Annotated in this window: 7 protein-coding genes and 9 pseudogenes; 8 read left to right on the top strand and 8 right to left on the bottom strand. The window is 60.2% G+C overall.

Annotated features, from left to right (window positions below):
* The first annotated feature begins 18 nt into the window (after window positions 1-18).
* From P0D84_RS43825 to P0D84_RS43815, 3 genes and pseudogenes are all read left to right on the top strand, one after another.
* On the top strand, window positions 19-819 hold the full coding sequence (locus tag P0D84_RS43825) for an ABC transporter ATP-binding protein (protein WP_323045937.1): 801 nt from the start codon (window positions 19-21) through the stop codon (window positions 817-819).
* 17 nt (window positions 820-836) lie between these two features.
* Window positions 837-1,541: an ABC transporter ATP-binding protein gene (locus tag P0D84_RS43820; protein ID WP_408349835.1), complete on the top strand. Its 705-nt coding sequence runs from the start codon at window positions 837-839 to the stop codon at window positions 1,539-1,541.
* 329 nt (window positions 1,542-1,870) lie between these two features.
* A pseudogene (locus P0D84_RS43815) lies at window positions 1,871-2,128 on the top strand (phage integrase N-terminal SAM-like domain-containing protein); the annotation flags it as partial.
* Here P0D84_RS43815 and P0D84_RS43810 read toward each other — a convergent pair.
* Both P0D84_RS43810 and P0D84_RS43805 read right to left on the bottom strand, forming a co-directional pair.
* Window positions 2,126-2,486 (bottom strand): annotated as a pseudogene (locus tag P0D84_RS43810) (site-specific integrase); the annotation flags it as partial. The pseudogenes P0D84_RS43815 and P0D84_RS43810 overlap by 3 nt on opposite strands.
* 113 nt (window positions 2,487-2,599) lie before the next feature.
* Window positions 2,600-2,656, bottom strand: a pseudogene (locus P0D84_RS43805) (DUF2513 domain-containing protein); the annotation flags it as partial.
* 1 nt (window position 2,657) lies between these two features.
* On the opposite strand from P0D84_RS43805, the pseudogene P0D84_RS43800 reads away from it, so the two are divergent.
* Together P0D84_RS43800 and P0D84_RS43795 are read left to right on the top strand one after the other, a co-directional pair.
* Window positions 2,658-3,257: pseudogene (locus P0D84_RS43800) on the top strand (tyrosine-type recombinase/integrase); the annotation flags it as partial.
* 673 nt (window positions 3,258-3,930) lie between these two features.
* Window positions 3,931-5,079, top strand: a complete 1,149-nt coding sequence (locus tag P0D84_RS43795) for an ABC transporter substrate-binding protein (RefSeq protein WP_494471370.1) — start codon at window positions 3,931-3,933, stop codon at window positions 5,077-5,079.
* 367 nt (window positions 5,080-5,446) lie between these two features.
* Here P0D84_RS43795 and P0D84_RS43790 read toward each other — a convergent pair.
* The 3 genes and pseudogenes from P0D84_RS43790 to P0D84_RS43780 all read right to left on the bottom strand — a co-directional run.
* Window positions 5,447-5,623 (bottom strand): annotated as a pseudogene (locus P0D84_RS43790) (DDE-type integrase/transposase/recombinase); the annotation flags it as partial.
* A gap of 117 nt (window positions 5,624-5,740) precedes the next feature.
* The gene (locus P0D84_RS43785) at window positions 5,741-6,397 is read right to left on the bottom strand and encodes a group II intron maturase-specific domain-containing protein (protein WP_408349832.1); all 657 of its coding nucleotides are present in this window, start codon (window positions 6,395-6,397) and stop codon (window positions 5,741-5,743) included.
* Window positions 6,398-6,433: 36 nt separating this feature from the next.
* A pseudogene (locus P0D84_RS43780) lies at window positions 6,434-6,703 on the bottom strand (reverse transcriptase domain-containing protein); the annotation flags it as partial.
* A gap of 319 nt (window positions 6,704-7,022) precedes the next feature.
* Here P0D84_RS43780 and P0D84_RS43775 point away from each other — a divergent pair.
* Window positions 7,023-7,424 (top strand): annotated as a pseudogene (locus P0D84_RS43775) (recombinase family protein); the annotation flags it as partial.
* 521 nt (window positions 7,425-7,945) lie between these two features.
* Here the strand turns inward: P0D84_RS43775 and P0D84_RS43770 are convergent.
* Window positions 7,946-8,327, bottom strand: a pseudogene (locus tag P0D84_RS43770) (DDE-type integrase/transposase/recombinase); the annotation flags it as partial.
* On the opposite strand from P0D84_RS43770, the pseudogene P0D84_RS43765 reads away from it, so the two are divergent.
* Together P0D84_RS43765 and P0D84_RS43760 are read left to right on the top strand one after the other, a co-directional pair.
* A pseudogene (locus tag P0D84_RS43765) lies at window positions 8,323-8,820 on the top strand (transposase); the annotation flags it as partial. The pseudogenes P0D84_RS43770 and P0D84_RS43765 sit on opposite strands and share 5 nt — an antisense overlap.
* The gene (locus P0D84_RS43760; RefSeq protein ID WP_408349126.1) at window positions 8,817-9,011 is read left to right on the top strand and encodes a DUF6429 family protein; all 195 of its coding nucleotides are present in this window, start codon (window positions 8,817-8,819) and stop codon (window positions 9,009-9,011) included. The pseudogene P0D84_RS43765 and the gene P0D84_RS43760, both read left to right, overlap by 4 nt.
* A gap of 123 nt (window positions 9,012-9,134) precedes the next feature.
* On the opposite strand, the gene P0D84_RS43755 is transcribed toward P0D84_RS43760, so the two are convergent.
* Together P0D84_RS43755 and P0D84_RS43750 are read right to left on the bottom strand one after the other, a co-directional pair.
* Entirely contained in the window at window positions 9,135-10,715 is a 1,581-nt protein-coding gene (locus tag P0D84_RS43755) for a methyl-accepting chemotaxis protein (protein WP_408349123.1), read from the bottom strand.
* Window positions 10,716-11,032: 317 nt separating this feature from the next.
* On the bottom strand, window positions 11,033-12,193 hold the full coding sequence (locus P0D84_RS43750) for an EAL domain-containing protein (RefSeq protein WP_408349120.1): 1,161 nt from the start codon (window positions 12,191-12,193) through the stop codon (window positions 11,033-11,035).
* Window positions 12,194-12,208 lie beyond the last annotated feature (15 nt).

Genomic DNA, 12,208 nt, shown 5'->3' with positions numbered 1-12,208 from the left:
GCCCGTGGGAGAAATTACATGAGCGATAACGTAAATAACAGCGTGGGCAGCGACCAGATCCGTCTGTCGGTGAAAGGCGTGAACAAGCGCTTCGGCGGCTTGCAGGCACTTTCTGACGTCGGCCTGCAAATCAGGTCGGGGCAGATTTACGGCCTGATCGGCCCGAACGGCGCCGGCAAGACCACCTTCTTCAACGTGATCACGGGTCTGTACACGCCGGATTCCGGCGAGTTCAAGCTCGACGGCACGGAATACACGCCGACCGCCGTTTATCAAGTCGCGAAGGCCGGTATTGCCCGTACGTTCCAGAACATCCGTCTGTTCGGCGGCATGACTGCGCTGGAAAACGTGATGGTCGGGCGCCACGTGCGCACCAGGCATGGCCTGATCGGCGCGGTGTTCCAGACGCCGTCCGAGCGCAAGGAAGAGCGCGAGATCAAGGAGCGCGCGATCGAACTGCTGGAGTACGTCGGCATTGCGCAGTATGCGGACTACACGTCGCGCAATCTGTCGTACGGTCACCAGCGTCGTCTGGAAATCGCCCGCGCGCTGGCCACGGATCCGAAGCTGCTCGCGCTGGACGAACCGGCTGCCGGCATGAACGCAACGGAAAAGGTCGAGCTGACCAAATTGCTCGACAAGATCCGCAGCGACGGCAAGACGATCCTGCTGATCGAACACGACGTGAAACTCGTGATGGGTCTGTGCAACCAGATGACGGTGCTCGACTACGGCAAGGTGATTGCGCAAGGTCTGCCGTCAGACGTGCAGAAGGATCCGAAGGTGATCGAAGCTTATCTGGGTGCGGGAGTCCACTGATGTCCACAACGCAAGCAATGTTGAAAATCAAGGGCCTGCAGGTCAATTACGGCGGCATCCAGGCAGTCAAGGGGATCGACCTCGAAGTCGGGCAGGGCGAGCTGGTCACGCTGATCGGCGCGAACGGCGCGGGCAAGACCACGACGATGAAGGCGATCACGGGGCTTAAGCCGTACGCGGCCGGCGACATCGAGTACATGGGCCAGTCGATCAAGGGCATCCCGGCGCACGAGCTGCTCAAGCGCGGTCTCGCGATGGTGCCGGAAGGCCGCGGTATTTTCTCGCGCATGTCGATCGTCGAGAACATGCGGATGGGGGCTTATCTGCGTACCGACACGGACGGCATCAAGGCGGACGTCGATCGCATGTTCGGCTTCTTCCCGCGCCTGAAGGAACGCGCCACGCAATACGCGGGCACCTTGTCGGGCGGCGAACAGCAGATGCTGGCGATGGCGCGGGCGATCATCAGCAAGCCGAAGCTGTTGTTGCTCGACGAACCGTCGATGGGTCTGTCGCCCATCATGGTCGAGAAGATCTTCGAAGTGGTGCGGGCGATTTCGGCTGAAGGCATGACCGTGCTGCTGGTCGAACAGAACGCGCGTCTCGCGTTGCAGGCTGCGAACCGTGGCTACGTGATGGACTCGGGTCTGGTGACGATGTCCGGCGACGCCAAGCAGATGCTGGATGATCCGAAGGTGCGCGCGGCTTATCTGGGCGAATAGCATGCGCGCGCCCTGCGGGACGCTACCTCCGCAAACTTGAAGAGGTGGGTGATTCATTGTCGAGTGTTGTACGAGCGACAGGTCGGTAGGAACTACAAATCGAACATCCGCCCGCTAAATATGAGGGTCCGTGAAGGGTCTGCGGAGCTCGCGAGTTGAGTCTGATGCATTGAGCTTCGACTGACCTGAACTTCTGGGTTCGGCCAGTGCCTGAACCGCTTGCGCGGTTTGCACTCCGTTTGAACGTGGTGGTTCTTCATAGGAAACCACCCGGTTTCCTATGTTGAGCAATGAGGCACTTCGCCTCGTTACTCAACAGGAGCCCAGCCATGACTACCCCCAGCCAGGGCATCAGTCCGTTACGCCAGCGCATGATGGACGACATGCGCATGCGCCGCCTCGCGCCAACCACGCCAGCCAACTATCTTCGTGTGGTGCGAGAGTTCGCCGTCTTTCTCGGACGCTCGCCTGACACCGCCGCCGTCGAGGACTTGCGGCGCTACCAGTTGCATCTGGTTGACCGCGGCGTGTCGCCAGTTTCCCTGAACGCCGCGATCACCGGCTTGAAGTTCTTCTTCGGCACGACTGGGGCCGCGCACCGACGCGGCCGGATTGTGCGGCACGATCTGGCCGGTGACGAGCCAGTCGAACAGGTGGCGGATCGCGGCCAGCTGCTGCTTGACGGTCGGCGGCGACGACGTCTGCGTCTGCAGTTCGATCCACGCGGCGACGTGCAGCGGCTGCACTGCAGTAATGGAGGTCACGCCAGCGCCGGCGCACCACGCGAGAAAATCGCCGGCCGCGCGCGCATACGCGCGCCGGGTGCGGATTGCGGATCGCGGACGCGAAGAACTCGAGAAAGCGCACACCGGCGCGGTCACCGGCCGATGCGACCAGCGCGGGCACCGTCGCGCCGGCAGGAAGGACGAGGCTTGCACTAGCCACCGATCAACCCCTTGATCTTGCCTTCGAGGTACGTTTTCGCAGCAAACACCAGCAGCTCGACCGTGAAACCCGCCGGCGGCCGAGGCAGTCTGCTTGGTCCTGTCCCACACATCGGGGCTCCGGACCGAATCCACGAAGTCATGGCCAGCCCAGCTCAGCCCCCTGAACATTCACACCACGAAAAAGGGCAAAACGCCGGGGCTCGATGCCGCCGAGGCGCGGCAGCTGCTCGACAGCATCGACATCACCACGCCGATCGGGCTGCGCGACCGCGCGCTGATCGCGCTGATGGTGTTTTCGTTCGCGCGGGTGGGCGCGGCGCTCGCGATGCGGGTCGAGGATGTCTATGTGCAGCACCGGCGCCTGTGGGTCCGTCTGCGTGAAAAGGGCGGCAGGCGGCATGAGATGCCCTGTCATCACACGCTCGAAGCCTATCTGCATGCGTACCTCGATGGCACTGGCATCGCTGGCGATCCGAAGGGGCCGCTGTTCCGCACGATCGCACGAGGCACCGGGCAGCTGAGCGGTACGCCGCTGCCGCAGGCGAACGCGTATGCGATGGTGCGGCGCCGGGCGCTCGCCGCAGGCATCGCTACGCCGATCGGTAACCACACGTTCCGCGCGACCGGGATCACCGCGTACCTGAAGAATGGCGGCACGCTCGAGAATGCCGCGGCGATGGCGAACCACGCATCGACGCGCACCACCCAGCTGTACGACCGGCGCCACGATGACATCAGCCTCGACGAGGTCGAGCGGATCCGCGTTTAATTATGTCGCAGTCCATATCAAATATGGCCGTCTCAAGTCGGCCGAGGGTGTGTCAAAACGCAGGCTCACGCCTCTCGTTCAAAAATCAGCTTTCGAGAATGGCCTACAACGGCCTGGTAGCGTACCGGGAAGGGTAACGGGACCCCTCAAAACCTTCAGCTTTTTTGTTTTGACACACCCTCGGCCATCAAGGGACGGTCGCGATGTCGCTGCGAACGACCGTTGTTCGGCCGACTTTCGACTGGTCTCTTCATGGCCGGATCGGCGAGATGTCGAGCACGTACACGTTCCTGCTCCGCTTGGTGTCCATCGCGGCCTGAAGTTCGCGTATCGAGTGCTTCCGACAACGCATTGTTCAGCCGTTGAAGCACTGCAATTCGGAATATACGCACCATCAAGCGGCGTCGCACCGCCGTTGTGCTCCCGTCGTATGCAGGGCTTGCCAGACCCGGTTTCTATTGGGATCTACACATTCAACACGGTCCGTCCATAGATCAGCGGCGGCGGGGCCCCCATCGATATGGAGCCAGTTGGCATGAGTCGAATGACATCTCGATTGGCCGTTGAGTCGGAAACGTCTTCCCGAAGCGACGGGGCCCGGATTTTGCTTTAGGGAGGCCGGTACCCTTATCTATTGATGTCAACCCGTACGCTGGAGAAAATAATAATGTCTATGACGTTGCGCCATGCCCTGTCGTTAAGTCTTAGAGGTGGTTTGATCATTCTCGGCGCAAATGCCGCAAATGGCGCATTTGCGGATGAAGTCGTCAAAATCGGTCACGTCGCGCCGCTTACTGGGGGTACCGCCCACCTCGGCAAGGACAGCGAAAACGGCGCCCGCCTTGCGATTGAAGAGATCAATCAGAAGGGCCTGACGATCGGCGGCCAGAAGATCACGCTGGAGCTCGATGCGCAAGACGATGCGGCCGACCCGCGCCAGGCCACGGAGGCCGCCCAGAAGTTGGTGGACGACAAAGACGTCGCCGTGGTGGGTCACGTGAATTCCGGCACCTCGATCCCGGCTTCAAAGATCTACAGCGATGCCGGCATCGTCGAAATCTCGCCGGCGGCCACCAACCCGACTTACACGCTGCAAGGCTTCAAGACGACCTACCGGGTCGTGGGCACCGACGCGCAGCAAGGCCCGGCGCTGGCCGACTACGCATCCAGGCTGCTCAAGGCCAAATCGGTGGCGATCGTCGACGACGCGACCTCGTATGGGCAGGGTCTGGCCGACCAGTTCGAAACGAAAATTAAGGCCAGCGGCGTGACGGTGCTCTCGCACGACGAGACCAACGACAAGGCGGTCGACTTCCGCGCGATCCTGACCAAGATCAAGGGCGAGCATCCGGACGTCATCATGTACGGCGGCGAGGATGCCACGGCCGGTCCGTTCGCAAAGCAAGCCAAGCAACTGGCGATTGCCGCGAAGGTGCTGGTCGGCGACGGGGCATGTACCACCAAGTTGTCGGATTTGGCTGGCGACGCGACCGACAACGTCATTTGCTCGATCGCCGGCATGCCGCTGGAGAAAATGGCCGGTGGCGCGGATTTCCAGAAGCGCTATGAAGCCCGTTTCCATCAACCAATCCAGGTCTACGCACCGTTTGCCTATGACGCCGTGTACATCATTGTCGATGCGATGAAGCGCGCCAACTCCACCGATGCAGCCAAGCTCTTGGCCATGATGCCGTCCACCGATTACCACGGCGTGCTCGGCGAAACCCAGTTCGACTCCAAGGGCGACCTCAAGCACGGCGTGATCTCGAGGTATCAATACGTGGGAGGCAAGCAGAAGCTGCTGGACATCGTGAAGATGTGAAACTGCCACATCGCGAGCGAACGCACGGCAACTCGGCGACATAAGTCGCTGGGTTGCCGTCGGCAGGCCAGCGTGCTCGCGCGTCAGCGACGTCGTTCTTGTTACCAGTCACGGACACCTTGCCCGGCCTCGCCAGTCATGCCGAATGGGCGGCACCTGCGTCATGGCTGGCGCCCACCATGCGGCTGGTCCGCCTTTGCGCTTAGCAGTAGCGAGCCCCAAGACGAGGCAACCGCGTCCGTATGTCAGTGAGATCGGGGACGCTCTTTATCGTGCTTTTGCCCCCGCCAGGTCGATATCGACGCGGCGGGGTTGTGTCGCGATAATAAAAATAGGACGAGCCAGCTCCCCGGATAAAAAGGACTGCTTACATCGCGAGAGAATAGAATTGTTCAGCAGTGGTCGCAGCGACGCGCATGTCACGCATCTGCCCTTTGCGGATCATATGCATCACTTCAATGCCGGCCAGGATGATGCGCGCGCACCGGAAATCCTTGAATCCCATCATCGGTTTGATGATGCGCTTGATGGCCCGGTGGTCCTGGTTGGGTAGCAGCAGCGCATTGCTGCGCTGCTGCCCCCTAAGAACCGTACGTGCGCCTTTAGGAGCATACGGCTCAAGCCTCTACAAAGGCATCTGTCGACACCCGGTGGCACAACTTCATTTTCCGGCGTACTGCGGATTTCTACGGCAATTGAGATGGTTCACCTGGCGGTTGCTGGCTGCATCTGTCCCGCCATCAGCTTGCTTCACAATATGCGTAACATCCCAGCGGGTGTTCATTGTGATGGGCTGCTGACAGTTAGAACACAGGCCATCTTGCCTTAGCCAGACACGGTACACCTTGCCGCGACCTCGCACCGAGTTCAGCATCTTCTGGCCCCATCGGGATTCGAAATACGGCGCCCATTGCGGATCGTGCGGATTGGCGCCCGCTTTGATCTTGACATGCCGTTGTATCGGCGTGTCCGACTCTTGCAGCAAGGTGAGCTCCCGCTTCGTTCCATCCTCTTGTTTTTCTGTGACGGTAAATACCCAGTTCCGGGTGCCTCGGGTCTTGAAGTACTTCTCCTTGACCCATCTGGCTCCTTTGTTGGGGTGCCGTCTTGCCGCCCATCGCCATAGCATTGACCAGACCTCGTGATCAACCCGATCGAAGGCTTTCCTGGCGACTACATGGCTGTGGTAATTCGCCCATCCTCGAAGAACAGGATTGAGCAGCCTTATCAGGCTCGCCTGTTTAGCCGTCTTGTTGGCCTTGATGATTTCACGAATTTTGTCAAGATGTGCCTTGACGTTCGCTTTCGACGGTTTCATCAATAGCTTGCCGTTGTACTTGCGAATGTTCCATCCGAGGAAATCAAATCCATCCTTGATGTGCGTGATCCTGGTCTTTTCTGGTGATAAGACCAGCCCGCGTTCCGCCAGGAATTCAGCTACTGCCGGCCTGACTTCATGTTCCAGCCACTCTTTCGAGTGGCCGGTAATAATGAAATCGTCCGCGTAACGCACCATGTTCATTTTCAGTCCTCTCTGCCTGGCTCGAGGGAATTTTTCCGCGAGCATCGCTTCGAGGCCATCGAGCGTCATGTTGGCTGCCACCGGTGAAATAGCTCCGCCAACAACATAGCAAACTCGCGGGTAAAATGGGGCCTGCGCATTTCAAGGGAGTGTCTGGCGCCGTGGTCCAGAGGATGTCCTGACGTCGATGCGGTTCTCGTCCTTGAGACCCTCGCTCCCGCCGACAGGGAGGCGCGACAATGACCCGAGGACGACGTAAGAACTGGCGTGTCCGTCTTGCCTTTGAACCGAACCGGTATGCCGGCGAACAGCTGCAGAAGGCGTACGAGCAGCTCAGTCCGATAGATTCACGCGCTACGGCACAGCCATCCGCTGTTCGGCCCGTGGCGAGACGGCGAGCGGCTATCAAGCGAGGTAAGCGATGAGCAACGCTGCAATGGTCGCGCTCTACGCGCGGGTATCCTCCGAACAACAGACCAAACGCGGCACCATTGAAAGCCAGATTGCCGCGCTGAGGGAGCGCATTGCCGCCGACGATGCGCATCTTGTCGACGACATGTGCTTCATAGACGCCGGGATAAGCGGCGCGACGCTGATCAGACCGCAGCTAGAGCGACTCAGGGACCGTGCCGCACTCGGGCTGGTTGATCGGCTGTACATCCTGTCTCCCGACCGGCTGGCGCGAAAGTATGCACACCAGGCATTGCTGATGGAGGAGTTCTCTGCGTGTGGCGTGCAGGTGGTGTTTCTCAATCATGAGATTGGCGCGACACCGGAAGAGTCGCTGCTGTTGCAGATGCAGGGCATGATTTCGGAGTACGAACGGGCAAAGATCACCGAGCGTAATCGACGCGGTAAGCTTCATAGCGCAAAGCGCGGAAGCGTGAATGTGCTATCGACGGCTCCCTATGGTTACCGTTATATCCGCAAGCAGCTCGATGGGACACCGGCCCAGTACGTGATTGAACTGCCGCAAGCGGCGACGGTAAAGACTATCTTCCAGTGGATCGGGATGGACCGGCTGAGCATAGGCGAAGTGGTTCGTCGTCTTGCCGAGGCGGGCACGGTGACGGCATCCGGCAAGCTGTACTGGGACCGCCGGCAACGTCTTCGCGTCCGCCTGCACCCTTTGCAATACGTCGGCAACGTGCTGAAATGCGTTGGTCACCGTCGAGCAGTATTGGGCGCTGGCCTGATCGAATGCCGCCTGCGCCGCGGGCCGACGATGCAGCAGCGCTCCACTCTGGAAGATTGGCTGGGCGACCTTCCCCAAATGGACGCGGCGAGAATGGTTCTGGTGCAAATACGTAAGCCAGTTGGGACGTTTCCTATCGGCAGGACACCTTATCGAGTGGACAGGACAGCATTCCATACGGCGGGCGCAGCGGCATCCTCGAGGCCGAGCTTCGCGAGATCGAACTGGCCCTTGCGAATTCGATGCGTCAGCTCGATGCCTGAAATCGTGGTCGCGTCGCCTCTGAACCGTTTGAAACCGAGCATCACATTCGTTCTGGATTTGATGTGGCGATGGTCCTGCTCGATCACGTTTTTCAGATTTCGACGACCCGACCTTTGTGTCTTCAGGCAGCGGGCCATCGGTCTTCATCTCGCGCACCGCGCGGTGCGAGGCAGCATGGCCGTCGAGCGAGATGGTCTCCGGTGACTGGCCCGGATGGTTGATGGCCTTGCTGAAGAAGGCTTTGGCCGATGCCACTTCGCGCCTGGACATCGCCCCTGGCGAAGTGATCGGCGAGGTGCATCGGCGCCATCGCAGCGGCGAATTCCTGCGCTTCCTGCGCACCATCGAAGCCAGCGTGCCGCCTCACCTCGACGTGCATCTGGTGATGGACAACTACGACACGCACAAGACGCCTTCGATCAAGGCGTGGTTCAGTCGCCATCCCCGCTTCCAGGTTCACTTCACGCCCACCTCGGCGTCGCGGCTCAATCAGGTCGAACACTGGTTCGCAACGCTTACCGAACGGTATCTACCACGCGGCGCCCCTCGTTCGACGCGCCAGTGGGCGGCGACAATGACCACGACCGGACGTCCTGCTTGACGCTGTCCACGCCAGCTCGAAGATGCAATCCGGCACTACCTTGACGTCTGCAACACCAGTCCCCACCCGTTCGTCTGGAGCAAGTCTGCCGACGAGATGCTGGCCAGTCTCGAACGGTTTTGTGCGCGGGTTCAGAAGGTCGCGGGAAGAATGTCATGAATATCAATACCGACGCGATCGACGAAGCCGCCCTGACGCCTCTCTACGATCAGTACCGCGCGTGGAAAGGCTTCGACTGGGAGGTCCTGAATCGCCTCTACGAAAAGGGCTTCATCTGCGACCCGGTCAACAAGACGAAGTCGGTGGTCTTTACGGAGGAAGGGTTAAGTGACAACAGAACGGCGCACTAGTGCTCGACGACGATCAGGTGACAAGCTGTTAAGGCGCGTTTTTATCCATGGATCAGCGCGAACATCGATGAAGCCGCGCCCAGTACAACTATGCCTATGGCCAGATATTAACGACCGGCTCGTTCAATGCGTCTGAAACGGGAGCGTGAATACCTGCGCCGAGTCCAGCAAACCCTGCGCCTGTTCCTTCAGCGTCTTCGCCGCAGCGGCCGACTGCTGCACCAGCGTTACGTTTTGCTGCGTGTTTTGCTCAAGGTTCCCGATCACGCCGCGTACTTCGCCAATCTGCTGCGTCTGCGCACGGCAGGCCTGGTGCATCGCTTCCATGATGTGCGTGACGCGCTGCGATGCTTCGACGATGTTGGAGATCGTCGTGCCGGCCGCATCGACCTGCCGCTCCCCCTCGCTTATCCGCGCGCTGCTCGCGCCGATAAGCGCCTTGATTTCCTTCGCGGCAGATGCGCTGCGCTGTGCGAGCATGCGTACCTCGCTGGCGACGACCGCGAAACCTCGCCCCTCAGTACCGGCCCGCGCGGCTTCGACTGCGGCATTCAGCGACAGCAAATTAGTCTGGAATGCGATCGAATCGATGACAGAGATGATGTCTTCGATGCGGTTCGACGATTCGCTGATCGCGCGCATTGTGTTTACAACCTGACCAACCGCGGTGCCACCCTGTGCCGAGGTAGCCGAAGCATGCTTTGCCAGTTCGTCGGCGTTGCCCGCGCTTTGGGCATTGGCCGCCACGCTGGAGTCGAACTCCTCGAGCGCGCCGCTCGCCTGTTCGAGCTCGGTGGCCTGCCGCTCGGTGCGCGTACTCAGGTCGGCGTTACCCAGCGCGATTTGCTCCGTGGCGGCCGCGACGCCCTGAGCGGCGTCGCGCATGTGGGTGACGATTTCGGCGAGCCTTTGCTGCATGCGCGCCATCGCTGCCATCACGCTTGACGTATCGCCGCGCCGCAACTCGATTCGGCGCGCAAGGTTGCCCGCGCGGATCGACTCGGCCAGGTCCACCACGTCGCCAGGCTCGGCCCCGAGGGCCTGGGTGATGTTGCGCACAGTCGCGTAGACGATGGCGATGCCAACCCCGCACGCGAGCAGCGTCAGCACGCTCATCAACCAGCGAAAATCGGTGCTGATCTTGCGCGCCTCGGCGCTTTCCTGCTGGTTGAGGTGTTCCTGATAGTCGATTAGCGCGTTGATTCCGGCCAGCCATTCGACAAGCTCGGGACGCGCATCATCGAGCAAGATCCTGCGCGCACCCTCGACGTCGCCCGCCTGCTGCAAGCTGATCACCTGCTGGATCAGCGGCAGGCTTTGCTCCCGCGCGGCGTTGACCCGTGCATAGATCGCCCGTTCCTCGGCAGTGATGTCGCTTCGTTCGGCATAGATCCTGGCGAGCGGGCCTGCCGATTCTTCGTACTGGCTCGCGAGCGCATGGATGTGATCGATGACTGAAGGAAGTTCAGCTGTGGATACAAGCGTCACGTCACGCACTGCGATGGAGCGGTCGTGGACACTTCCGCGAAAGTTAATCGCGTAACGTTCCTTTACGCCGTTTACGTCGATGATGTCGTCGAGCCGCGCTCGAACCATCTCGACCTGGCTGATCGCGATTACCGTCAGGGCGACGAGTGCGATAAGAACCACGCCGAACCCTGCGATCAACCGCGCCCGAATGCTCAATGTCTTGTTTGTGTTCATGGGTTCCCCGTGTGCTGACGTAGCCTTGACTTGTGTCGACCGTTGCTGGCCAAGCAACCCTGCGCGGCGCGCTGTCTCTGTTTCGGGGTCTGATAATAGCAACAAAAAACCCTTTTGATACCCTATTTGTATTGCAATACAATCATTAATTGCTTTTGACTATCGAGTTCCGCAGCCGTCCTACAGTTTCCTGCCGTTGCGTTGTCAATTTGGACAGCAATCCCGGATCTTCGTCGAATCGTTCATACCGGCATCCGGGAGGCCTTCGGCTCTCCCGGCCGTTCCAGATTGTCTTGCGGTGCCACGCAATCGGACCTTCAGCGTAGGACAGACTCGACGGCCTCCGGCTTGCCATAAAGCCAGCCTTGGGCGAGTTCGATACCGCAACCCTGCAATGCGGCATGCTGATTTTCTCTTTCCACGCCTTCGGCGAGCACCAGGCAACCCAGCTTGCAGAGCCGCTCGGCTGACTCACGAATCGCGGCCATAAAGTGCGAGCCCTTGTCGGCGTTGCGTATCACCGTGATGCAAAGTTTGACGATGTCCGGCCGCAACAGGCGGACGGTGTCGAAGTCGGCGAACCCGCATCCTGTGTCATCCAAAGCCAACCGAATCCCCAAGGTGCGCAAACGATTGACCACTTCCACCAAACCCTCTGCTTCGTTGAGGGGCAGGTGCTCAGTGAGTTCGATCATCACTTCCGGTCTACCGGCTAACGCCAGCCTGTCCGCCGCAAGGGCCAAGGCATCAGGGCCCAAATTGATGGTCAGGAAGGCGCCTGGCGGTAATTTGTCTTTAGTGCGCTCGAGAGCCAGTTCGGCACACAACAATTCCGCATCCACGGTGCGCCCGGCGGCGTAGGCCGCATCAAACAAATTATCCGGGCGTTCAAGAGGTGACCCCTGTGGACCTCGGGAAAGGGCTTCGAAGCCAACCACCGCACGATCGCTGACGCGCACGATCGGCTGCAGAAATGTCTGTATGCAGCGGTGCGTCAGAATCGCTGTCACGTCGGTAGAAGATCCTGTCTGCTCCACAACCTGACGTTGCGGTTGAGACCTCAACTGGTCTTCGGTCCATTGAGTCCAGCATGCCTTTGCATCCCGCTCGCCTGTTTCGGGGGGCATGAGGAATACGGACAAGTTGACGGTTATGCGAGCGCCCGTCGCGCCGCCGAATACAGCCAGCAGTGACTCACGGATCAGGTTGCGCCCTGCGTGCTCTATGGCCTCCGCCACTTCCCTCGCATCTCGCGGTAGGCCGTCCGAAAGGACACGAAAGCATGCCGCCCACCTTCCATCGGCAGCAGAACCATATCGGTCAATCACCGCATGTTGAGCCAGCAAACGCGTGAGCAAGCCATCTGCTGCTTCGCCAAAATCGGCCATCGCCTGGCGGGCTGCTTCGTCACCGAAGATTTCAGACAGGTGCACGCTCTCCGCAATGTTCACGCTCAGGACGCCAATGATCCCGGTCATTTGCGAGAACCCCGA

The organism is Paraburkholderia sp. RL17-337-BIB-A, assembly GCF_046025895.1.
Taxonomy (GTDB): domain Bacteria; phylum Pseudomonadota; class Gammaproteobacteria; order Burkholderiales; family Burkholderiaceae; genus Paraburkholderia; species Paraburkholderia fungorum_C.
The sequence above is the reverse complement of the archived record's forward strand: the minus strand, read 5'-3'. Positions and strand labels throughout refer to the sequence as shown.

Bases quoted from the DNA above. Each gene is read 5' to 3' on its own strand.
- P0D84_RS43785 (WP_408349832.1), bottom strand. From the start codon at position 6,397: ATGAAACCGTCGAAAGCGAACGTCAAGGCACATCTTGACAAAATTCGT.
- P0D84_RS43755 (WP_408349123.1), bottom strand. From the start codon at position 10,715: ATGAACACAAACAAGACATTGAGCATTCGGGCGCGGTTGATCGCAGGG.
- P0D84_RS43795 (WP_494471370.1), top strand. From the start codon at position 3,931: ATGACGTTGCGCCATGCCCTGTCGTTAAGTCTTAGAGGTGGTTTGATC.
- P0D84_RS43825 (WP_323045937.1), top strand. From the start codon at position 19: ATGAGCGATAACGTAAATAACAGCGTGGGCAGCGACCAGATCCGTCTG.
- P0D84_RS43760 (WP_408349126.1), top strand. From the start codon at position 8,817: ATGAATATCAATACCGACGCGATCGACGAAGCCGCCCTGACGCCTCTC.
- P0D84_RS43820 (WP_408349835.1), top strand. From the start codon at position 837: ATGTTGAAAATCAAGGGCCTGCAGGTCAATTACGGCGGCATCCAGGCA.
- P0D84_RS43750 (WP_408349120.1), bottom strand. From the start codon at position 12,193: ATGACCGGGATCATTGGCGTCCTGAGCGTGAACATTGCGGAGAGCGTG.